Origin of the sequence: Sorangium sp. So ce145 (assembly GCF_051525985.1) — a bacterium.
Lineage (GTDB): Bacteria > Myxococcota_A > Polyangia > Polyangiales > Polyangiaceae > Sorangium > Sorangium cellulosum_B.
On record NZ_CP150315.1, the window covers coordinates 1,557,346 to 1,579,412 of the forward strand.

13 protein-coding genes and 1 tRNA gene are annotated in these 22,067 nt (G+C 72.9%); 9 read left to right on the top strand and 5 right to left on the bottom strand.

The genetic code is table 11. The features are described from left to right. The first annotated feature begins 64 nt into the window (after nt 1-64). The 4 genes from trpD to trpA are packed head-to-tail and all read left to right on the top strand — an operon-like array spanning nt 65 to nt 4,654. Nucleotides 65-1,108: an anthranilate phosphoribosyltransferase gene (gene trpD / locus WMF34_RS05805; RefSeq protein WP_437994616.1), complete on the top strand. Its 1,044-nt coding sequence runs from the start codon at nt 65-67 to the stop codon at nt 1,106-1,108. After that, entirely contained in the window at nt 1,101-2,582 is a 1,482-nt protein-coding gene (gene trpCF / locus WMF34_RS05810; protein WP_012233735.1) for a bifunctional indole-3-glycerol-phosphate synthase TrpC/phosphoribosylanthranilate isomerase TrpF, read from the top strand. Before trpD ends, trpCF begins: the two co-directional genes overlap by 8 nt. Before the next feature lie 57 nt (nt 2,583-2,639). Next, a complete protein-coding gene (gene trpB / locus WMF34_RS05815; RefSeq protein WP_044964109.1) occupies nt 2,640-3,833 on the top strand; it encodes a tryptophan synthase subunit beta in 1,194 nt (397 codons plus the stop codon). Then, entirely contained in the window at nt 3,830-4,654 is an 825-nt protein-coding gene (trpA, locus tag WMF34_RS05820) for a tryptophan synthase subunit alpha (RefSeq protein ID WP_012233737.1), read from the top strand. The genes trpB and trpA overlap by 4 nt, the downstream gene beginning before the upstream one ends. A gap of 106 nt (nt 4,655-4,760) precedes the next feature. On the opposite strand, the gene WMF34_RS05825 is transcribed toward trpA, so the two are convergent. After that, nucleotides 4,761-5,870 carry a hypothetical protein gene (locus WMF34_RS05825; RefSeq protein ID WP_437992664.1) on the bottom strand — a complete coding sequence of 370 codons (1,110 nt, stop codon included), beginning with the start codon at nt 5,868-5,870 and terminating at the stop codon, nt 4,761-4,763. Nucleotides 5,871-5,927: 57 nt separating this feature from the next. Next, a complete protein-coding gene (locus tag WMF34_RS05830; RefSeq protein WP_437992665.1) occupies nt 5,928-9,356 on the bottom strand; it encodes a POTRA domain-containing protein in 3,429 nt (1,142 codons plus the stop codon). Nucleotides 9,357-9,538: 182 nt separating this feature from the next. Between WMF34_RS05830 and WMF34_RS05835 the strand changes: the two genes are divergently transcribed. Then, a complete protein-coding gene (locus WMF34_RS05835; RefSeq protein WP_012233740.1) occupies nt 9,539-10,342 on the top strand; it encodes a phosphate/phosphite/phosphonate ABC transporter substrate-binding protein in 804 nt (267 codons plus the stop codon). Nucleotides 10,343-10,399: 57 nt separating this feature from the next. Here the strand turns inward: WMF34_RS05835 and WMF34_RS05840 are convergent, their stop codons facing one another. The 3 genes from WMF34_RS05840 to WMF34_RS05850 form a co-directional block, all read right to left on the bottom strand. Then, nucleotides 10,400-14,881: a translocation/assembly module TamB domain-containing protein gene (locus WMF34_RS05840; protein WP_437992666.1), complete on the bottom strand. Its 4,482-nt coding sequence runs from the start codon at nt 14,879-14,881 to the stop codon at nt 10,400-10,402. A gap of 154 nt (nt 14,882-15,035) precedes the next feature. Then, nucleotides 15,036-16,709: an energy-dependent translational throttle protein EttA gene (ettA, locus tag WMF34_RS05845; protein WP_044964111.1), complete on the bottom strand. Its 1,674-nt coding sequence runs from the start codon at nt 16,707-16,709 to the stop codon at nt 15,036-15,038. Nucleotides 16,710-16,895: 186 nt separating this feature from the next. Then, entirely contained in the window at nt 16,896-18,548 is a 1,653-nt protein-coding gene (locus WMF34_RS05850) for a lipopolysaccharide biosynthesis protein (RefSeq protein ID WP_437992667.1), read from the bottom strand. 87 nt (nt 18,549-18,635) lie between these two features. Here WMF34_RS05850 and WMF34_RS05855 point away from each other — a divergent pair. The 4 genes from WMF34_RS05855 to WMF34_RS05870 all read left to right on the top strand — a co-directional run bounded on the left by WMF34_RS05855 (nt 18,636) and on the right by WMF34_RS05870 (nt 21,971). After that, nucleotides 18,636-18,711: transfer RNA gene (locus WMF34_RS05855), tRNA-Asn, on the top strand. A gap of 150 nt (nt 18,712-18,861) precedes the next feature. Then, nucleotides 18,862-20,070, top strand: a complete 1,209-nt coding sequence (locus WMF34_RS05860; RefSeq protein ID WP_437992668.1) for an efflux RND transporter periplasmic adaptor subunit — start codon at nt 18,862-18,864, stop codon at nt 20,068-20,070. 1 nt (nt 20,071) lies between these two features. Continuing rightward, entirely contained in the window at nt 20,072-21,292 is a 1,221-nt protein-coding gene (locus WMF34_RS05865) for an ABC transporter permease (protein WP_437992669.1), read from the top strand. Continuing rightward, the gene (locus tag WMF34_RS05870; RefSeq protein WP_012233746.1) at nt 21,285-21,971 is read left to right on the top strand and encodes an ABC transporter ATP-binding protein; all 687 of its coding nucleotides are present in this window, start codon (nt 21,285-21,287) and stop codon (nt 21,969-21,971) included. The genes WMF34_RS05865 and WMF34_RS05870 overlap by 8 nt, the downstream gene beginning before the upstream one ends. Nucleotides 21,972-22,067: the final 96 nt, after the last annotated feature.

Genomic DNA, 22,067 nt, shown 5'->3' on the forward strand with positions numbered 1-22,067 from the left:
CGACGCCCGAGTCCCGAGGATCCGTGTCTGCCAGAACAGCCGTGAAGATGAGGAGAGAACCATGATGCATGCAGTCATCGATGCGCTCTGCGCCGGCGTCGACCTCTCCGCGGAGCAGACCGAGGCGCTGTTCCGCGACCTGATCGCCGGGGCGCTGACGGAGATCGAGCTCTCCGCGCTGTTCGTGGCGCTCAAGGCGAAGGGCGAGACCCCCGCCGAGATCGCGGGCGCGGCGCGCGCGCTCCGGGGGACGTCGGTGCCGTTCGCGCGGCCGGCTTATGTCTATGCCGACTGCTGCGGCACCGGCGGAGACGGGCAGTCCACCGTGAACGTGTCCACGGCCGTCGCCTTCGTCGCGGCCGAAGCAGGCCTGCCGGTCGCCAAGCACGGCAACCGCTCGGTCTCCTCCCAGTGCGGCTCCGCCGACGCGCTCGAGGCGCTCGGCGCCCGGCTCGACCCGCCGGCCGAGGTCTCGCGCCGCGCCCTCGATGAGGTCGGCTTCTGCTTCCTCTTCGCGCCGCAGTACCACGCCGGGCTCCGCCACGCGATGCCCGTGCGCCGCGCCCTCAAGGTGCGCACGATCATGAACCTGCTCGGCCCCCTCGTGAACCCGAGCGCGCCGCCGATCCAGGTGATGGGCATCTACGATCCGGAGCTCGTCACCCACGCCGCGCGCACGCTCGGCATGCTCGGGTGCCAGGCCGCGCTCGTCGTCCACGGCGGGGGGCTCGACGAGGTCGCCCTGCACGCCCCGACGCGCGCGGCCCGGCTCCGCGATGGGGTCGTCGAGGAGCTCTTGATCGACCCGGCCGACGCGGGCGTCACGCCGGCGCCGATCGAGGCGCTCCGGGGCGCCGGCCCGGCGGCGAACGCGGCGTGGCTCCGCGACCTGCTCGCCGGGCGCGGCGCGCCCGCGCACCGCGACGCCGTCGCGATCAACGCCGGCGCGCTGCTCTGGATCGCCGGGCGCGCCGAGGGGCTGCGGGAAGGGACGGCCCTGGCGCTCGAAGCGCTGGGCTCCGGGCGCGCGGCGGAGCGGCTCACGCGCTTCGTGGCGCTGAGCCGGGACGGGGCCCAGGAAGCGCGGAAGGAGGCGAAACATGGCTGAGCAGGGCAATGTGCTCGCGCGCATCGTGGAGCGGAAGCGGGCGGACGTGGCGGAGCGAGAGCGGCGGACCCCGCTCGCCAGCCTTCGGGCGAGCGCGCCGCCCACCTCGCGGAGCCTCCGGCGCGCGCTCTCCGCGCCGGGCGCGCGGTTCGTCCTGGAGTGCAAGAAGGCCTCCCCGTCCGAGGGCCTCATCCGGCCCGATTTCGACCCGCACGCCGTCGCCGCCGCGTACTACGGCGTCGCCGACGCGGTGAGCGTGCTGACCGACGAGCCCTTCTTCCAGGGCAGCTTCGAGATCCTCCAGGCCGTGCGCGCGGTCGTGGACGTCCCGATCCTCTGCAAGGACTTCGTCGTGACGCCCTACCAGGTGATCGAGGCGCGGGCGAACGGCGCGGACGCGATCCTGCTCATGCTGTCGGTGCTGGACGACGCGACCGCGCTCCTCTGCCTGGGCGCCGCCGAGGCGCTCGGCATGGACTGCCTCGTCGAGGTCCACGACGAGGCGGAGCTCGAGCGCGCGCTCGCGCTGCCCGCGCCCGTGATCGGCATCAACAACCGCGATCTCAAGACGCTCAAGGTCGATCTCGCCGTCTCGGAGCGGCTCGCCCCGCGCGTGCCGCGCGATCGGATCGTCATCGCGGAGTCGGGCGTCGAGTCGCGCGCCCACGTGGAGCGGCTCGCGCCCTCGGTGGACGGGTTCCTCGTCGGCACGTCGCTCATGCGCAGCCCCGACATCGCGGACGCCGCGCGCGCGCTGGTGACCGGCCGGGTGAAGATCTGCGGCCTGACCCGGCCCGGGGACGCGCGCGAGGCGGAGCGGCTCGGGGCCCGCTTCGGCGGCCTCGTCTTCGCCGAGACCTCGCCGCGGCGGGTGACGCGCGAGCAGGCCGAGATCGTGGTCGCCACGGCCGCGGGGCTGCCCTTCGTCGGCGTTTTCCTCAATCAATCCGTGGATTTCGTCGCGGATACGGCGCGGGCGATCGGGCTGCGCGCCGTGCAGCTCCACGGCGACGAGGACGCCGCGTTCATCGAGGCGCTGCGGCGCGCGCTCCCCGAGGGGTGCGAGGTCTGGAAGGCGGTCCCGATGGCGCCGTCCGGGGAGGCCGCCGGCGCGGCGGGCGCCGCGGGCGCGGGCGACGACGGCGCGGGCGCGGAGGTCGAGCGCAGCGCCGATCGGCTGGTCTTCGACACGCGCACGGCGGAGGCGCGGGGAGGCACGGGGCGGACGTTCGCCTGGAGCGCGATCGACGGCCACCCGGCGCGCGCCCGGAGCCTGCTCGCGGGCGGGCTGAACCCGGACAACATCGCCGCGGCGCGCCGGGTCGGGACGTGGGGGCTCGACGTGGCGTCGGGCGTCGAGCGCGCGCCCGGCGAGAAGTGCGCCGACCTGCTCGTGCGCCTGTTCGACAGCGCGCGCGGCCCGTCGCGCCATGACCGTGACCCCGCGGCCCCGGCGGACCGCGCCTCCCCCTGACGGCAGCTCTCACGACGCACAACGCACAACGCACCACCGACGATCGAGGCAATCACCATGCAGCAAAGCGGCCGCTTTGGCGCCTTTGGCGGCGCCTATGTCCCGGAGATCCTCGTACCCGCGCTCGAGCAGCTCGAGCGCGCGTACCTGGAGGCGCGCGGCGATCCGTCGTTCGCGGCGGAGTTCGACGCCTTGCTGACGACCTACGCGGGGCGACCGACGCCGCTCACCCTGTGCCGCAACCTGACCGGCGATCCGCGCGTGAAGCTGTACCTCAAGCGCGAGGACCTGCTCCACGGCGGGGCGCACAAGACGAACCAGGCGCTCGGCCAGGGGCTGCTCGCGCGGCGCATGGGCAAGCGGCGGCTCATCGCCGAGACCGGGGCCGGCCAGCACGGCGTCGCGACCGCCATGATCGGGGCCCTGCTCGGCATGCCCACGCGCATCTACATGGGCGCGAAGGACGTCGAGCGGCAGCGGCTCAACGTCTTCCGGATGCGCCTCATGGGGGCCGAGGTGGTGCCCGTGACCTCGGGCTCGCAGACGCTGAAGGACGCCCTCAACGAGGCGCTGCGCTACTGGACCGAGAGCTACGAGGACACGCATTACCTGATCGGGACGGTCGCCGGACCTCACCCGTTTCCCACGATCGTGCGCGATTTCCAGTGGGTGATCGGCCGCGAGGCGCGCGCCCAGATCCTGGAGGCCGAGGGGCGCTTGCCCGACGCGGTGGTCGCGTGCGTGGGCGGCGGCAGCAACGCCATGGGGATCTTCTCCGAGTTCATCCCGGACAAGGACGTGGCGCTCGTCGGCGTGGAGCCCGCCGGCCACGGCCTGTCGACCGCCATGCACGGGGCGACGCTCCTCAAGGGCCGCCCGGGGGTGCTGCACGGGTCGGAGACCTACATCCTCCAGGACGAGCACGGACAGGTCGCCGAGACGCACTCGGTCTCGGCGGGGCTCGACTACCCCGGCGTCGGGCCGGAGCACGCGCACCTCATGACGTCGGGCCGGGCGACGTACGTCGCGGCGACCGACGACGAGGCGCTCGACGCGTTCCAGCGGCTCGCGCGCAGCGAGGGCATCATCCCGGCGTTCGAGTCGGCGCACGCGATCGCGCACGCGCTGAAGATGGTGGCGGAGGCGGCGCAGGCAGGGCGCGAGACGGTGCTCGTCGTGAACCTGTCGGGCCGCGGAGACAAGGACATGGAGCAGGCGCAGAGGCTGCTCGATCCCGGGAGGTCGACATGAGTCGGGAGACGGTGACGACGCGCTACGATCGCGCATTCGAGCGGCTGCGGCAGCGCGGCGAGGGGGCGTTCATCCCCTTCCTGATGCTGGGGGATCCGGACCTCGCCACGAGCGCGCGGCTGCTTCGCGCGGCCGTGGAGGGCGGCGCGGACGCGATCGAGGTCGGGATCCCGTTCTCGGATCCGATCGCGGACGGCCCGACGATCCAGGCCGCCGCCGTGCGGGCGCTCGAGGCCGGCGTGAGGCCGGGCGACTGCATCGAGCTCCTGGCGCGGTTCCGGGCGGAGGCGCCGGAGGTGCCGATCGGCATCCTGACGTACGCGAACCTCGTGAAGCACCGCGATCTGGCGGGCTTCTACGCGTCGGCGGCCGCGGCCGGGGTCGACAGCGTGCTCGTCGCCGACGTGCCGGTGAGGGAGTCGGATCCGTACGTGGCGGCGGCGCGCGCCGCGGGGGTGGCGCCGGTGCTGATCGCGCCGCTGAACGCCTCGGAGGCCACGCTGCAGCGGCTCGCGGAGCGGTGCAGCGCGTACACGTACTGCGTGACGCGCAAGGGCGTGACGGGGGCGGACGAGCAGCTGCGCCTGGGCCACGGGGCGCTCTTCGAGACGCTGCGCCGGTTCGGCGCGCCGCCCGCGATCCTGGGGTTCGGCATCTCGAAGCCCGAGCACGTGCGCGACGCCCTCGCCGCCGGGGCGTTCGGCGTGGTCAGCGGGTCCGCGGTCGTGCAGCGGGTCGCGGCGAACGTCGGTGATCCCGAGGCGGCCGCGCGCGCCGTCGCGAGCTTCGTGCGCGAGATGAAGGCGGCGACGGCGCGCTGAGCGCGCCGTCCGGATGGCGTTCCACCCGCGGAGCCGGTCAGGTTCACGGCGGAGCGCCGTCGCTACCGCGCCAGGAGTGGTTCGCCTTTCGGGCGGCGAGCCGAGCTCACCGGCACGTGACGCCGCACATCGTCCCCGAGAGCGCGACGCAGCTCTCGTCCCACCCGAGCGTGCAGCAGAAGCTGTCTCCGTCCTCTCCGCACACGGTCTCGACGCAGCTGTTGCAGGTCGCGTCGAGGGGCGCGCCTTCCTCGCAGAGGTCGTGGGCGCACCCGCAGGCCCGCCCGCAGGCGGCGGTGAGGCCAGCGACGCAGTGGGTGTCCCACGCGCTCATGCAGCACGCCGGGTCCTCCGCGCACAGCGCGGTCACGCACGGATCGCAGCCCATGAGGAGGGGCGCTCCTTCCTCGCAGAGGTCGTGGCTGCACTCGGCCGGCGGGCACACGCCGCAGTCGGTGGCGCACGCCTGGCAGTTCTCCCTGTCGGGCTCGCACATGCCGTCACCACAGACCGGCGGGCATACGCCGCAGTCGTCGGTGCACGAATCGCACGTCTCGCCGGTGTCACACCGCAGGTCGCCGCACGCCGTCGCCCCGCCCTCTCCACCGCCGCCCGTCGAAGCGCTGCTCACGGAGCCGCCGCCAGCGGCGTCGCCTCCGCCGCCCGTCGAAGCGCTGCTCACGGAGCCACCGCCGGCGGCGTCGCCACCGCCCGAGGCGCTGCTTACCGAGCCACCGCCGGCGGCGTCGCCACCGCCCGTCGAAGCGCTGCTCGTCGAGGCGCTGCTCGTCGAGGCGCTGCTCGTCGAGGCGCTGCTCGTCGCGCCGCCTTGCCCGCCCTCTCCGCCGCCGCCCGTGGCATCGCCGCCAGCCGAGGCGCTGCTCGTCGCGCCGCCCTGCCCGCCCGCTCCGCCGCCGCCCGTGGCATCGCCGCCAGCCGAGGCGCTGCTCGTCGAGCCGCCCTGCCCGCCCGCTCCGCCGCCGCCCGTGGCATCGCCGCCAGCCGAGGCGCTGCTCGTCGAGCCGCCTTGCCCGCCCTCTCCGCCGCTGCCCGCCGATCCGCCGGCCCCACCGTGCCCGCCTTGCCCGCCGGACCCGCCGGCGCCGGACGTGCTCGCCGCGCTGCTCGGCGCGGCGCTCTCGTCGTCGCCGCAGCCGGCGATCATGAGGGTCGATGTCAGGGCGAGCAAAGCACACATGCGGAGTGAACGGTTCATCAGGGGAGCCTCGTTATCATCATGCGTTGTGAGCCGCCTCGCGCGCGAGGCCGCCTGTCAAAAGAGCCCCACGGAGAAGTGGAGTGCACCGTCGATCTCATCGAGCTCCTCGCGCGGATCCAGGTTGAAGCCGTAGTCGAAGGCGAGGGGGCCGATGGGCGTGTTCACCCGCAGGCCGGCGCCGAGCCCGTAACGCAAGAGCCGCGGATCGAGGTTGACGTTCCTCGCCCTGATCCAGAGGTTGCCCGCGTCGAGGAAGAGCCCGAGCTGGAGCAGATCCGTCAGCGGAATGCGCAGCTCGGCGCGGGGGTTCACCATCACCGTCCCGCCGCGCGGGATATCGTCGGTCGATACCTCGGCGTCCCCGCCCAGCGCCTCTCTCGCCTCCTCGAGCCCGTCCTCAGGATACAGCGACTCGGCCAGATGGGAACGGAGCGAGTCGACGCCGCCGAGGAAGAACAGGCGATCCGGGTACGTCCCGCTCTCGGCCACGAGCGGCTGAATATACCCTCCGGACAGGCTCAGGGCGAGGGTGAGCCGCGACCGCGGCGCGAGGGGGATATAGCCCGACACGCGGCCCGTGAATCGCAGGAAGTGGCTCTCGGGGAAGCTCGATTGGGCCCGGACCGAGGCGAAGGCGTCGAAGGCGTCGACGTGCTCGACGCCGCCGGAGAGGAGGAAGCCCCGGGTCGCGGCGAAGGGGGTGTCCCGCGTGTCCCAGGACGCGTCGATCCGCTGCGCCAGGGCGATCGTCTCGCCCTCGGGCATGCGCAGCTGATCGAGGATATCCCGCTTGTCGGCGCCGACGGCGCCCGGGAAGAAGCCGACTTTGTTCAGCTCGGTCGACAGGGCGAGCTGCGTCGTGACGGCGCGCCGCGGGCGGTAGGTGATCGCCGGGATGATCGCCGTCTTCGTGACGCCGAAATCCAGCTGGTTGTCGCGCACGTTGATGCCCGCGAGCGACATGCTGACGAGCGGGCCGAGGCCGATGTCCGGGAGCGTGACCGAGACCGCGATGCGGCGCTCCAGCTGGTCGTCGATCTGGAGCTCCTCGTAGTGGCGGCTCGCCGCCTCGTCCACGATCATGAACTCGAACAGGTAGCTGAGCTGGACGCCCATCGTGAGGCCGATGGCGAGGCCGCCGATGTTGCGGTGTCCGTACTCGAAGGCGAGGCGCGCGCCCTCGCCGGTCGAGAACCCGATCTGCGGGTTGAGGTACTGCGGCAGCTGCTCGACCACGTGGATGACGACCCGCTTGTTCTTCTGCGGGACGTCGGGATCCTCGAGCGAGATAGACACGCTGGAGAAGGGGCCGAGCGTGGCGATGCGCTCCTCGCTCAGGCGGGCCTGCGACTGGCGGAACGGCGCGCCCTCGCGGAGCAGGACGCGGCGGAGGATCAGCTGCTCGTCGGTCCGGACGGCGCCCTTGACGACGATGCCGGTGACGAACACCCGATCTCGCTCCGAGACGATGAACCGCGCGCGGGCGCGCGTGCGGTCGGGCGATGGCTCGATGGCCGTGCGGACCTCGGCGAACGCGTAGCCCAGGTCGCGGTAAGCATCCATGATGCGCAGCCGCGCGGCGTCGAGCGCGAGCGTCGAGAGGGGCTGTCCGACCTTCAGATCGGCGAGGTCGCTGAGCCAGCGCTCGCTGAACGGCCGCTCGTCGGCGCAGAGGGCGCGGTCGCGCTCGCTCAGGCCGGCCTGACCGCAGAAGCCCTTGTTCCCCTCGAAGGCGAGATCGTAGAGCTGGGTCTGCGGGCCGGGGTGGACCGGAATGCGGAGCGTCACCTCGGGGGAGCACGCGATGTGCCGGGCGGCGTCGGGGCGGCACGTGAGGGCGGCGGGGACGGGCGGCTCGGGGAGGGGCAGCCCTTGCGCGTCGGTGAGGCACTGGGCCGTGACGCGCTCGGCGACCGGCTCGGGGATGCAGGCGCCCGGCGGGGAGCGGCGCGAGCAGGTGGCGCGGAGCACGGAGACCGGGCCGACGACGGCGTTCAGGTAGCCCTTGCTGAAGTAGAGATCGCGAAGGTGCTTGAGGGCGCGCTCGTAGGTCTCCTGCGCGTACGTCATCGAGGGGATGAGCTCGACCGGCCTGGCGCGACCGCCGGCGCCGCGGGTCGGGCCGAAGAGGTCCGAGATGCCTCGCGGGTCGGGCATCGAGAAGGCGTCGGCGCCGGGCAGGTCCTCCTCGAGGAAGCTCTCGATCTCGCGGCCGAGGTCGTCGGGGCTGAGGTCGCCCGTGAGGCAGGGGAAGACGCGCTTCGTGACGCGCACCTGGTCGTGCTCGCGGACGGTGAAGGTCAGGTAACGGACCGCATCGTCGGGCTTGCCGCCCAGCGAGGGGGTGATCTCGGCGTCGAGGAAGCCGCGCTCGACGTAGAACGCGCGGAGCCGATCGGTGAGATCGTTCGTCTTCGTCTCGGTCGTCTCGCCGAGATCGAGCGCGGCCTCGAGGGCGTCGTCGTCGAAGGCGCGGTTGCCGTCGAAGACGGGGACGATGCGCGCGCCGGGCTCGAGGTAGACGTAGAGGTAGTTGTGCGGGCCGACCGCGAGCACGCGGTGGGAGACCTCGGCGTCGTGAAAGCCGCTCCGGCGGAGCAGCTCGGCCATCTCGCGGTCGGCCTCGGCGAGGGCGGGCTCGTCGACGCGGGCGCCGACGCCGAGGCCGTAGCTCTGCTTGAGCGAGCCGAGCTCCCGGTCCGCGCGCGGCGCCACGACGAAGACGCGCTCGGAGACGACGCGTGGAGCGCCGGCCTCGATGTCGAGGGCGAGGACGACCTGGGAGGGCTCGTCGGTGTCGACGGCGCGGATCGTGACGGCGGCCGCGGGGTAGCCGTGAAGCGCGTAGAACGCGCGGATGCGGGGGCTGATCTCGGCCAGCGTGGCCGCGGTGATCTCGCCGCCCTCGGCGATGCCGGCGGCCTCGAGGGTGTCCTGCCGGTCGAGCGCGCCGCCCGTGATCTGGACGGTGGCGATGCTCCGGCGGGGGACGACGACGATCCGGAGCGCGGCGCCGTCCGGCACGAGGTACGCCTCGGCCGACGCGCGGGCGAAGTTGCCGGAGGCGAGCAGCTCGCGCATGGCGCGGCGCGCGGCGTCGGGGCTGAGCGGCTCGCCGAGGTCGACGCTCGTGACCGGCGACACGATCTGCCAGCGGTCGCCCTGCGCGGTGACATCGATGCGGACGATCGGCTTGCCGACGAGCTCTCCCAGGGCCAGCGGCTGGCCGAGCGACGGCACGTCGGTGGCCTGGGTGCCGGCCTCGCCCGAAAGCACGGTCCGTGCCGGAGGTTCGGCAGGGGCGAGGCTGGCCTGACCGGGGTTGGGGTTGGCCTGACCGGGGTTGAGGCTGGCCTGACCGGGGTTGAGGTTGGCCTGAGCCGGACGTGCCGGGGTCGGGTCGGCGTGCGCCGGGACGGCGATCACGCCGAGCGGCAAAAAGCCGAGCAGAAAGGGAATGAGGGTGGAACGGAAGCGAGCCATCAGGCGCGGAGCGCCGGGGGATGAAACGGAAATGAACCGGCGCCGGCGTGCACGACGGACGCAGCGTAGCCCGGTTGGGCGCTGGATGGGCAAGAGGCCGCCCGCGAGGCCCCGATGTGCGAGACGCGGGGCTCTCGGCGGGCAGAGCTCGTGCTAGCGTCGCCGCCCGTGCGAGGCACTGGATGAAGGACCTGGCGATGCTCGTCGGCGCCGTGGCGCATGACGCCAAGGTGGTGACGCTGTGGGAGAGCCTGCGCGAGCACTTCCGCGAACATGGAATCCTGATTGATTTCGCGCTGTTCTCTACTTACGAGCGCCAGGTCGAGTCGCTGATCCGCGGGCACATCGACGTCGCCTGGAACAGCGCCGTCGCGCACGTTCGGGTGAAGCGGCAGACCGAGGGCCGGTCCCGCTCGCTCGCGATGCGCGAGATCGATCGCGACTTCCACAGCAAGCTCCTCGTCCGCCGCGACGCCGCCGTCGGGGCGCTCAGCGATCTGGAGGGCAAGGCGCTCGCTGTCGGGAGCGTCGACTCGGCGCACGCGCGCATCCTGCCGCTCCACTTCCTCCGGCAGGCGGGCGTGGCCGTGGAGAAGATCCAGCTCATGCCGTTCGAGGTGGACGTCGGCAAGCACGGGGACACCGCGACGAGCGAGGTCCAGGCGCTCGCGGCGCTGCACGAGGGCAAGGCGCAGGCGGCGGCGGTCGGGGACGCGGTGTGGCTCGCCGAGCAGGCGAACGGCCACATCGACCTCCGCCGGGTCGACGTCCTCTGGACCACGCCGGCCTACGATTTCGCGATGTTCGACGCGCTGCCGGCGCTGCCCGAGGCGAAGGCCGAGGCGTTCCAGCGCGCGCTGCTCAGCATGACCTGGAAGAACCCGAAGCACCGGCGCATCTTCGAGCTCATGGGCCACAGGCAGTGGGTCTCCGGCCGCGACGACCGGTACGGCGCCCTCGACGCGGCGCTCGCCGCGGCCACCTGAGGGCCGCGGATCGAGCGCCGCGGGAGCGCCCTTCGAGCGCCATCCGCGGCGCGACCGTCACTCGAACTCGAGCCGCCACCTCAAGTCGGCGCCCACGTTGCCGAGCGGCGAGCTCGAGGCGTCGCTCGAGTTGTCGTACGACCCCTGGAGGCTCATCCGGTCGCTGAGCTTCACCTCGACGCCCGCGCGCACCTGGCTGCCCTGCGAGAGCCCGGTCGTCACGTTGGCGCGCACCGCGTCCGTGATGCGCTTGCCGATCGTCACCGTCGGCTCCGGGGCGCCGTTCTTGGACGAGTAGCCGGTGCCGAAGCGGAACTCGTCGATGAGGGGGACCATCGTCTTCACCGCCTTGTCGGCGCCCGTCAGCGACGAGAGCGCCTCGAGGCCCATGGTCTCGCCGAGCGACGACACGACGCCCTGGTTGAGCTCGGCGCGCGTCATGCCGAGCGTCAGCAGCAGGACGATGTCCTCCTGGCTGAGCGGCGGATCGCTCGTCAGGTTGAGCTGGAGGTTGTCGGCGTCGCCCTGGGCGTGCAGCTTGATGCGCCAGAGCCCGCTGGAGTTCGCGCTGCTGCCCGCGGCCGCCGGCGCCGCGGGCTCCGCGCCCGACGTCGCGTCCGCCGCGGCAGAGCTCGTCGACGTGTAGCGGCGGTACTCGCTCTCGGCGCGCACGTCGACCTTGGGCGCGATGCGGAACGGATCGTCGAAGCGGACGTAGCCGTCCCGGACCTCGAACTCGGTGCTGCGCAGCATGAGCTTCGAGTCGGGCAGGATGCGCAGCGTGCCGCGCGCGCCGAAGCGCTGGTTCGTGCCCGAGAGCGCGAGCCCGGGCTGCGAGACCTCGAGCCGCATGTCGGCCAGATCGTTCGAGAAGCGCAGCGGGTTCGGCGAGGCGACGGTGACGTCGAACCGGACCACGTCGGCGGCGGGGTCGTAGGTCTGCACCGTCGTCCGCTGGCGCCCCGTGAGATCGCCGAGGTCCATGCTCATCAGGATGGGGCGCGTGTAGCTGAACGACGTGAGCGTGATCTTCCCCTCGACCCGCGGCAGGTTCTTCTCCCCCGACGCGTCGTCCTCGACGCCGGGCCGGAAGCTCGCCGTCAGGTTGGCGTTCGCGGTGAGGTTCACCCCCTCGGCGACCGGCAGCTTCACGCCGGTCGCCACGATGGATGCCTGCGCCGTGCCGAGGGTCAGGCCGCGCACCGGCATGTGCCCCACCGCGGTCACCGTGCCCGTGCCGACCCGCGCGCTCGCCTTCGTGAGGCGCACCTGGTCGCCGCCGATCGCGATCTCCACGTCGATGTCGTCGAGCGACACCGGCAGCCCGACCACGTCGAGCTCGCCCTCCTTGAGCGTCGCCGAGCCCGTGTAGCGCAGCCCCTGGAGCGGCCCGGCCACCTGGACCTCGGCCTGCACCATGCCCCGCGCGTGCCGGATCTGCGGGATGTCGGCGCTGAGCCGCGACAGGTTCGTCGGGCTCACCCGGATCGCCATGTCGAGGTCCGGCGCCGTGAACACCCGCTTGACCTCGCCGGACGCCGTGAACGCGGCGGACAGGCGCGAGGCGGTGTGCGCCTCGAGGTGGAGCTCCGGCACCTTCAGCGTGTTGCCCGCGAGGCGGATCGGGCCGCTCGGGCTCGTGAGGTGGACCCCCTGGCCCTCCCGATCGAGCTTGAGCGCGTCGACCGTGAGCGTGAGCGCCGCCTGCCGGAAATCCGTGAGGGGGAGCCGCTCGATGTCGAGCGACCCGGTCATCGTGCCCTTCGGCGCCGCCGCGAGCGCGGCGCCCGGGATCAGGTTCGCGAGCGTGCCCAGGTCGAGCGCGTCCATGCGCGCGTCCCCGTCCACGATCTTGCGCCGCTGGCGCGTGACGCGGAGCCCCTTCAGCGCGACCTGCCCGCCGAAGAGCGAGCCGTTCGCGACGAAGGAGCCGTCGGGGAGGTCGCGCTCGTACTCCGCCGGATCGAACGGCGCGCCCTGGGGGTTGCCGCAGATCGGCGTCCTGCCGATGATCTTCGGCGCCTTGTCGTTCGGCACGATCGTGAGCTCGACCCGCGAGGGCGGCAGGCTCGCGTGCGTGCGGCGGATGCCGACGCGCGAGACGTGCACGTCGGCGAAGCCGGCGAGCCTGCTCACGGTGCCGCCCAGGCTGGCGACGACCGACACCGAGCCGTCGAACTGCGAGGCCGCCGCGCCGAGCCCGTCGATCCGCGAGAGCGGGAGGCCGCTCGCGATGACGCTCCCCTTCAGCGCGCCGCCGTGCGCCACGGAGGCGCTCGCCAGCACGGAGCCCGTGCCCTTGCGCAGCGACGCCGAGCGGACGTCGAGCCGCATGCCGTCGGCGCCGGCGGCCTGGTCGTCCCAGATCATGTCGAGGTCGATCTCGCCCTCGTCGAAGCGCTCGTCGAGGAGCTCGACGCCGGTGAGCCGCATGCCCGCGTTCACGGCGAGGTAGCCGCCGCCGCAGCGGTCCTCGGGGCCGCCGAGCGCGAAGTGGGCGCGGGCCGTCCCGCTCGCTGTCGCCTTGTAGTCGGCGAACCGCGGATCCTTGTCGAGGCGGAGCACCTCGAGCAGATCGCGCGCGGCGAGGTGCGGCGCCTCGCGCGTGTCGACGGTCGCGTCCACGACGACGATCCCCGTCGAGCTGTCGAGCGGGCGGCCCTTGGGCAGGTTGCCGGCCGGATCGAAATCGACCTTGATCGACGGGACCCGGACGCGGCTCGCCCCGTGCCGGACCCGCGCGTTCTCGAGCGTCAGGGCGAGCGGCTCGAACGCGACCGGCGAGGGCTCGAGGTCGCCGATGGGGAAGCCGCCGAACACGAACTTCTCGACGCCGATCTCGCCGGTGAGCAACGGGCGCTCGTAGGAGCCGTGCATCGCCGCCTTCATGGTGGCGACGCCGGCGAGCTCGAGCGCGGCGAGCGGGGAGATCTCGGCGAGGTCCACGCGCGAGCCCGGGTGGACCTCGACCCCGAGCTGGTCGTTGAAGCCGAGCGAGACGGTGGTCCTGAGGTGCGAGCTCGGCGTGTCGATCGAGAAGCCCGAGAGCACGACGGCGTTCGGCCGCACCTGGAACGAGCCGCGGACCGTGCCCTCCTTGACGCCCATCAGGCGCTTGCGGGCAGGGTCCTTCGTCGGGTGATCGAAGATCTCGAAGCCGTGCGTCTGCACGGCGAGCGGGCCCTCGAGGGAGAGCGGGGACAGCGTGCCGCCGAAGCGATCGAACCTCCCCTCGCGCAGCGTCCACGCGACGTGCGCCTGCGGGTGGACGGCGAGGTCGCGGAGCAGGCCGGGCAGCTCGACGTTGGCGAGGTCGATCGGCCCGGCCTGGAGCGGCACGCCCTTCTCGAACGGCTTGATCTCCGCGCTCGAGATCTTCAGCGTGCCGTCGGCCCAGGCGACGTCGGCGTCGGAGAGCTGCACGGCGTCCGGGGTCGTCGAGACCTTGCCCGCGAGGCGCGTGACGAAGACCCTGCCGTCGAGGCCTGGGCGGTCGAGCAGGAGCGTGCCCTTGACGCGGGGGAGCGAAAGGCCGAGCGGCGCGGACGCCGCGTCGTACTCCGCGTCGACGTCGAGCGAGACCGAGCCGGACGCGGGCGGCAGGTTCACGAAGCGGTGCACGATCGGCACGGGCAGGCGCGCCCGCACGCGGCCCTCGATCCGGTGGGGCATGCCGTCGCCGAGGCCGACGGCGCGGAGGGCGCCGAGCTCGAGCTCCACCCGGCGCCAGTCGCCGTCCTGGAGCGCGCAGGGCGGCGCGGTGCCGGGATCCGGGTCGAAGTCGGCGGCGCCCTCGAGGATCAGCCGGCGGACGAGCGCGCGGCCCGGCTCGACGCGGACGCGCGTGTCGAAGCGGCAGACGACGTCCTCGTCGACGCTGTCCTCCTCGGCCTCGTGGCCGGGCGCCGGGTGCGTGCGGACGACCGAGACGAGGCCGGAGCGCATCGCGATCTCGAACGCGTCCGACGGCTCGGCGGAGACGTCGACGTCGACCTCGGTGGCCTGGACGCGGACGTTGTCGATCGTCAGGTCGACCCGCGCGTCGGTGATGGCCACCGAGGAGAGCGGCGCGCGGTCGAGGCCGCCCCCGCCGCCCCCGCCGGAGCTCGGGAGGGTGAGGTTCCGGAGCTCCCCGTCCTTCAGCACCGCGCGGACGCGGGGGCCGATGATCTCGACGTCCCCGGCGTCGATGTGCCCCGCGAGCAGCGAGAACAGGCGCGGGCGGATGGCCACGCGCTCGAGCTCGAGGAACGGCGCGCCGCCGTCCGAGGAGTCGACGACGAGCCGGTTCAGGCCGACCATGAGGGGCCAGGCCTGGACGCGCACGTCGTAGCGGGCCGTGATGCCGAGCTCGCGCTGGAGCAGCGCCGCCGTCTCGCGCGCCGCCCAGGCCCGCACCGTCTCGGTGCGCACGAGGAAGCCGAGCGCGAGCGGGATCGCGCCGATCAGCGCGAACACGGCGCACAAAACGCGCACGGCGAGGCGCCCCCAGTCCCTGCGGGCGCTCGGCGGGGAGCCCTTTCTCCTCGTGCCGTGCATCGGGGCGCAGCTTAGCTGATGCGCGGTCGGACGCTTACGTGGGCGGCGGGATCCTGTGACGGGAAAATACCGGTGCGTGCGCGTCGCACCCGACCGGAAACGTGCTCCAGGGTGGAACGCCGCGGGGGCGCCGTGCGAGGCGCGCCGGGCCGGGTCAGCCCGCGGTGAGCTTGCGGTAGCGGAGCTTGCGGGGCTCGGCCGCGTCGGCGCCGAGGCGGCGCTTCAGGTCGGCCTCGTAGTCGGCGTAGTTGCCCTCGAACCAGACGACCTTGCTGTCGCCCTCGAAGGCGAGGATGTGGGTCGCGATGCGGTCGAGGAACCAGCGGTCGTGGCTGATGACGACGGCGCAGCCGGCGAAGTTGAGCAGCGCCTCCTCGAGCGAGCGGAGCGTGTCGACGTCGAGGTCGTTGGTGGGCTCGTCGAGCAGGAGGACGTTGCCGCCGCGGCGGAGCAGCTTGGCGAGGTGGAGGCGGTTGCGCTCGCCGCCGGAGAGATCGCGGACCTTCTTCTGCTGGTCGCTGCCGGCGAAGTTGAAGCTGGCGACGTACGCGCGCGAGTTGACCTCGCGCTTGCCGACGAGGAGGCGGTCCTCGCCGCCGGAGATCTCCTGCCAGACGTTGTTGTTCGGGTTGAGCGCGTCGCGCGACTGGTCGACGTACGCGAGCTCCACGGTCTCGCCGAGCTTGAGCGCGCCGCCGTCGGGCTTCTCGAGGCCCATGATCATGCGGAAGAGCGTGGTCTTGCCGGCGCCGTTCGGCCCGATGATGCCGACGATGCCGCCGCGCGGGAGCGAGAAGCTGAGGTCGTCGATGAGGACGCGGTCGCCGAAGCCCTTGCGGAGGTGCTCGGCCTCGACGACCACGTTCCCGAGCCGCTGGCCGGCGGGGATGTGGATCTCGTTCTCCTCGACCTTCTTCGACCTGTCCTCGGCGAGCAGCGTCTCGTAGGCGGCGAGGCGGGCCTTGCTCTTGGCCTGGCGGGCGCGCGGGGCCATGCGGACCCACTCGAGCTCGCGCTCCAGGGTGCGCTTGCGCGCGCTCTCCTGCTTCTGCTCCAGCTCGAGGCGCTTCTTCTTCTGCTCGAGCCAGCCGGTGTAGTTGCCCTCGTACGGGATGCCGGCGCCGCGGTCGAGCTCGAGGATCCAGCCGGCGACGTTGTCGAGGAAGTACCGGTCGTGGGTGACCGCGACGACGGTGCCGGGGTACTCGTGGAGGAAGCGCTCGAGCCAGGCGACGCTCTCGGCGTCGAGGTGGTTGGTCGGCTCGTCGAGCAGCAGGAGGTCCGGCTTCTCGAGGAGGAGCCTGCAGAGGGCGACGCGGCGTCGCTCGCCGCCGGAGAGCTTGGCGACGTCGGCGTCGGGCGGCGGCAGCCGGAGGGCGTCCATGGCGCGCTCGACGACGCGGTCGATCTCCCAGCCGTTCGCGGCCTCGATCTTGTCCTGGAGCGCGGCGTACTCCTCGAGGAGCGCCTCCATGTCGGGGGGCGACTCGCCGAGCTTCGCGCCGATCTCCTCGAAGCGCTGGACGAGGGAGCGGACCTCGTGGACGGCCATCTCGACGTGCTCCTGCACGGTCTTGCCGGCCTCGAGCTGCGGCTCCTGGGGGAGGTAGCCGATGCGGGTGCCGTCGGCGGGCTTCGCCTCGCCGAGGTACTCCTTGTCGACGCCCGCCATGATGCGCAGCAGGGTGCTCTTGCCGGCGCCGTTCGAGCCGAGGACGCCGATCTTCGCGCCCGGGAAGAAGGAGAGCCACAGGCCCTTCAGCACCTCCTTGTTCGGGGGGTGCACCTTCCGGACATCCTGCATCGTGAAGATGAATTGAGGGGCCACGTCTTCGCCTGCCTGTGCGTGCCCGGCGCGCCGTGGGGCTCCGCTCGGCCTTCGAGCGGGCGCGGCGCTGGCCGGGCTGGGGGGAGAGGCCGTATGCGAGATCGCCGGCTGACGGTCAAGAGGGCGCGGAGGCTGCTGTAGGCGGGCGCGCAGGGCGCGCGTCGGGACGGACGCGGGCGGACGGAGCTAGGCGCGCCGCGCGCCGCGCCCGAACGCCTGCTTGAGGGCGGCGAGGTCCTCGCGGCCGACCTCGCGCGTGACGACGAGGACGGCGAGGTACACGAGGCCGACCAGGATCGCCTCGCCGAGCACGGCGATCTTGCCGAGCCACGGGAGCTGCGCGCCGACGGCGATCGCGGCGAGCAGCGCGGCGCCGACGCGGAGCGCCGTCCGGGCGGCGACGAAGCCGCCTGCGGCGCGGTGGAGCAGGACGCCGCCGGCGATCGCGGCGGTGACGAGCGCGAGCGAGGTGGCGACGGCGGAGCGCACAAGCATGTCGGGGCCGAACGCGGCGCGCGGGACGGCGATCGAGCAGCCGGTGGCGACGAGGAAGACGGTGGCGGCCGTGAGGGCGGCCGCGACGCGCTCCCGGTGCAGGCTGGTGAGCGCGGCCGAGGCGACGCCGAGGACGGCGAACGCGCCCATGCCGAGGGAGAGGACGCGGAGCGTGTCGCCGCCGCGGCTCCAGATCTCGACAGGGAAGGCGAAGCGCAGGACGTGCGGGGCGAGGCCCGAGATCGGGGCGCAGAGGAGCCCGGTGAGCAGGAACGAGAGGCGGACGCCGGTCATGGCGTAGCGGCGGACCGCGGCGCGGTCGTGCTCGGCGTGCGCGCGGGCGAGCATCGGGAACAGGATGAACGTGACCGAGAGGAGCAGCTGGTACGGCAGGAACGCGAAGAGCTGCGCGCCGCGGTAGACGCCGATGAGGTCGTCCGCGGCGTTCGCGCCGAGCGCGAGCCCGCTCGTGGCCTGCCCGAGGAAGCGGCGGAGGAGGAAGAAGTCGGTCTGGAGCAGGAGGTTCAGGAACGTCTGCGAGACGGCGAGCGGCAGGAGGAAGGCGGCGTGCTCGCGGATCGAGGGGCCGGCGCTGCCGCGGCGGCCGAGGCCCGTCCTGGTGAGCGCGAGGGGGACGATGACGCCGGCCGCGGCGACGAAGCCGGCGATCGCGCCGAGGACGCCGCTCTGGCCGGCGCGGAGGAAGAGCAGGGCGAAGGCGGCGATGCTCGCGGTGCGGAGCGCGCCGTAGCCGACGTCGAAGGCGGCCTGCGTGACGAAGCGCCGCTGGCCGTTGAGCGCGCCGACGAGCGGGGCGTAGAGGCCGTAGAGGAGCACGACGGCGGCGGCGAGCCGCAGCGGGCCCGCGACGTGCGGGGCCTCGGAGAAGTCGGCGATGGCGCCGGCGAGGAGCGCGAAGCCGGCGGAGACGACCACGGCGAGGAGGGCGTGGAGGGCGAGCGTGCGGCGGAAGGCGGCCGCGACGTCCGCTTCCGCGACGCTGGAGACCGCGCGCGAGACGCCCTGGATGCCGGTCGCGACCATGACGTTGTTGACGACGCCGACGCCCGCGAGGACGACGGAGACCGCGCCGTAGCCGTCGGTGCCGAGCAGCCGCGGGAGGATGAGCTGCTGGACGAAGCCGAAGAGGATGAAGGAGACCTTGGCGCCCGCGATGGCGAGGCCGCCGCGGCCGGCGGAGCGGGCGGCGGAGGGGGAGGGGGCCGGAGAGGGCGCCGGGGCGTCCGGCGGCTGCGGCGAGAAGGGCACGGCGGCGCGCTGCACGGCGGCGTTGTCGCAGAAGCACGCCGGGCGGGCAATCTCGCGCGGAGCGGGCGAGCACACCGGGGCGTCACGTAAACTTCAGCGACGGTGCGGATTCGCTTGACGGGAAGGCGTCGCTGACTATCCTCGCGCCCGTCTCCGACGCATTCCAGCTTAGCTCAGTTGGTAGAGCAGGCGGCTGTTAACCGCCGGGTCGCTGGTTCGAGTCCAGCAGCTGGAGCCATTCCTCTCCGCTTGCGAACTTCGTAGCGAGGCGCGGCTCACGGAGCGCACCGAGGTACATGCCTCGGGGGCTCTGTTACTTCTCCCGCGCCCACGTTCCGCGTGACGGGCCTCGCAGGCCGCGCCGGTTCGGTGGTAGACGGTACGGCCAATGAGGACGCTCCTTCGGCGCCCTGGGCTCTGGATCCTGATCGCGTTGCTCGCGGCCTTCACGATCGTGATGGCGGTGCGCGCGCGCGGACCCAAGGTGAAGGTCGCCGTGGCCGCTCGAAAGGATCTCGAGCAGCGCGTCGTCGCGAGCGGACGGGTGAGGGTGCCGACGCGCGTTCAGGTCGCGGCGCAGGTCTCCGGCCTCGTCGTCGCGGTCGGCGCGATCGAGGGGCAACGCGTGAAGGCGGGCGATCTCCTCGTGCAGATCGACGACGCCGAGGCGCGCGCGGCGGTGTCGCAGGCGAAGGCTGCCGTCGACCAGGCGAGCGCGCGCGTCGAGCAGCTCCGCCGCGTCGGCGCGATCGTCGCGACCGAGGCGCTCCGTCAGGCAGAGACGAACCTCGAGCGCACCGAGGTCGAGCTCGCGCGGGTGCGAGAGCTCTCGGCGTCGGGGGCGGTCGCTCAAGCCGAGCTCGACAACGCCCGACAGAGCGTCGAGCTCGCGCGCGCGCAAAAGGTCGCGGCGGAGGCGCAGCGCATCGCGTCGACGCCGATGGGCGCGGACTCCCGCGTCGCGCTGACCGCGCTCCTCCAGGCGCAGGCGCAGCACGTCGGCGCGACAGTTCGCCTCGCGCAGACGCGGATCGTGGCGCATCAGGACGGCGTCGTGCTCACGCGCTCCGTGGAGCCCGGCGACGTCGTGCAGCCGGCGCGAACGTTGATTGTGCTCGCCGCGGACGGGAGCCCGCAGCTCGTCTTCCAGCCCGATGAGCGGAACCTCGCGTGGATCGCGCTGGGGCAGAAGGCGCGCGCGTCCGCGGACGCCTATCCGCAACAGGTGTTCGACGCCGAGGTGAGCTACATCGCGCCTTCCATCGATCCGCAGAGGGGCAGTGTCGAGGTGCGCCTCGCGGTGCCGAGCGCGCCAGCCTTTCTGTTGCCCGACATGACCGTCTCCATCGATCTCTCGGTCGCGCGGCGCGAGCGCGCGCTCGTCGTTCCGAGCGACGCCGTGCGCGACGCGGCGACGCCGGCGCCCTGGCTGTTCGCGGTCGAGGACAATCGCCTCGTGCGCAAGGACGTGAAGCTGGGCATTCGCGGAGAGGGCGCCGTCGAGGTCGTCGAGGGCCTCGGCGAGGGGAGCGTCGTTGTGCTGCCCGACGGACGGATCCATGCGCCGGGCCAGCGCGTGCGCGCGGAGCTCGATTGAGATGCCGTTCGAGTGGTTCGTGGCGCTCCGTTACCTGCGCGACGCGAAGGGGCAGACCGCGCTGATCCTCGCGGCGGTGTCGGTGGGCGTGAGCGTGATCGTCTTCCTCTCCGCGCTCATCAACGGCCTCCAGGTGTCGCTCATCGACAAGACGCTCGGCTCGCAGCCGCACATCACGTTGCAGGTGCAGCGCGAGGCGGCGCGTCCGCTCGTCGACCCCTCGCACGATCGCGCCGTCGCGCGCTCCGTGCAGCCCGCGCCGCAGCGCCTTCGCTCCATCGACCAGTGGCCGCTCGTCATGGCCGACGCGGAGCGCACCGCCGGCGTCGTCGCCGCGTCGCCGGCGATCGTGGGCGCCGGCTTCGCCGTCCGCGCCGAGGCGAAGAACGCCGTCGTCGTGCGCGGCGTCGATCCCGAGCGCTTCCTCGCGATCATCGACGTCCGGAAGCGCATGCGCGCGGGCCGGTTCGACGTCGCCGGGGGCGACGTGGTCATCGGCGCCGTGCTCGCGGACGAGCTCGGCGTCGGCGTCGGCGACAAGATCCGGATCACGACGACCGAAGGGATCGACGATGTCGTGGCGATCACGGGCGTCTTCTCGCTCGGCAACGAGGCGGTCGACAAGACGTGGGTGATCACGTCGCTCCGCAGGGCGCAGACGCTCTACGCGCTCCCCGGCGGCGCGACCTCGATCGAGCTCAAGGTCGCCGACGTGTTCGCCGCGGAGACCGTCGCGGGCGAGCTGCGCGGGAGGACGGGGCTGAAGGCGGACAGCTGGATGAAGATCAACGCCGAGCTGCTCACCGGCCTCTCGGCGCAGAGCAGCTCGAAGAGCATGATCCAGTTCTTCGTCGTCCTCGCGGTCGCGCTGGGAATCGCGAGCGTGCTCATCGTGTCGGTCGTCCAGAAGTCGCGCGAGATAGGCGTCCTCCGCGCGGTCGGCACGTCGCGGGGCCGCGTCCTGCGCATCTTCCTGATCCAGGGCGCGGTGCTCGGGCTCCTCGGGTCGTTCGTCGGATCGGCGCTCGGGGCGCTCCTGTCGAAGCTCTTCGAGGGCCTCGTGCGCGGGCCCGACGGCGCCCCGAAGTTCCCCGTGCAGCTCGATCTCGAGCTCTTCGTGTTCGCGACCGCCCTCGCCATCGGCGTGGGGCTCCTCGCCGCCGTGCTCCCCGCGCGGCGCGCCTCGATGCTCGATCCGGCGTCGGCGATCCGCAATGGCTGATCCGCTGCTCGTCGTCGAAGGCGTGGTGAAGGAATACGGCCAGGCCGTCGTCTCGCGCGCGCTCGACGGCGTCGATCTCCGGATCGAGAAGGGCGAGTTCGCCGCGCTGATCGGCCCGTCCGGCTCCGGCAAGAGCACCCTTCTCAACATCATCGGCCTGCTCGACCGGCCGACGCGCGGGCGCGTGGTGGTCGACGGCAAGGACACGACGGGGCTCGACGAGGCGAGCCTCACCCGGCTTCGCGCGCGGACGCTCGGCTTCGTGTTCCAGTTCCATCACCTCTTGCCGATGTTCACCGCGCTCGAGAACGTGATGCTGCCCGCCTGGGGCGACGAGGGATTCCCTTCGTCGGCCATGAAGGAGCGCGCGGTCGAGCTGCTCGGAGCGGTGGGGCTCGCCGACCGGATGAACTTCAGGGCGACCGCGCTCTCGGGCGGCCAGCAGCAACGCGTGGCCATCGCGCGCGCGCTGTCGCGCCGGCCGCCGCTCGTCTTGGCCGACGAGCCGACGGGGAACCTCGACACCGAGTCGTCGGCGGAGGTGTTCGCGCTGATGCGCCGGTTCAACCGCGAGCTCGGCACGACGTTCCTCGTCGTCACGCACGATCCGCGCATCGCCGAGCAGTGCGAACGCGTGATCGAGATCGTCGACGGGCGCATCGCCAGCGACCGCGCATGACGGTCATCCAGGTCCGCACCGGGACGCAGCCCGGCGCCGCGCGAGCCGCTCCTGAAGCGCGCGGACGAGACGCCGTCGAGGGCTCGTTTCCGCGTG

Excerpts from the sequence above, each read along its gene's own strand:
- WMF34_RS05865 (WP_437992669.1), top strand. The coding sequence starts at position 20,072 with ATGCCGTTCGAGTGGTTCGTGGCGCTCCGTTACCTGCGCGACGCGAAG.
- trpB (WP_044964109.1), top strand. The coding sequence starts at position 2,640 with ATGCAGCAAAGCGGCCGCTTTGGCGCCTTTGGCGGCGCCTATGTCCCG.
- WMF34_RS05825 (WP_437992664.1), bottom strand. The coding sequence starts at position 5,870 with ATGAACCGTTCACTCCGCATGTGTGCTTTGCTCGCCCTGACATCGACC.
- trpA (WP_012233737.1), top strand. The coding sequence starts at position 3,830 with ATGAGTCGGGAGACGGTGACGACGCGCTACGATCGCGCATTCGAGCGG.
- WMF34_RS05835 (WP_012233740.1), top strand. The coding sequence starts at position 9,539 with ATGAAGGACCTGGCGATGCTCGTCGGCGCCGTGGCGCATGACGCCAAG.
- WMF34_RS05840 (WP_437992666.1), bottom strand. The coding sequence starts at position 14,881 with ATGCACGGCACGAGGAGAAAGGGCTCCCCGCCGAGCGCCCGCAGGGAC.
- WMF34_RS05830 (WP_437992665.1), bottom strand. The coding sequence starts at position 9,356 with ATGGCTCGCTTCCGTTCCACCCTCATTCCCTTTCTGCTCGGCTTTTTG.
- WMF34_RS05870 (WP_012233746.1), top strand. The coding sequence starts at position 21,285 with ATGGCTGATCCGCTGCTCGTCGTCGAAGGCGTGGTGAAGGAATACGGC.
- WMF34_RS05860 (WP_437992668.1), top strand. The coding sequence starts at position 18,862 with ATGAGGACGCTCCTTCGGCGCCCTGGGCTCTGGATCCTGATCGCGTTG.
- trpCF (WP_012233735.1), top strand. The coding sequence starts at position 1,101 with ATGGCTGAGCAGGGCAATGTGCTCGCGCGCATCGTGGAGCGGAAGCGG.
- trpD (WP_437994616.1), top strand. The coding sequence starts at position 65 with ATGCATGCAGTCATCGATGCGCTCTGCGCCGGCGTCGACCTCTCCGCG.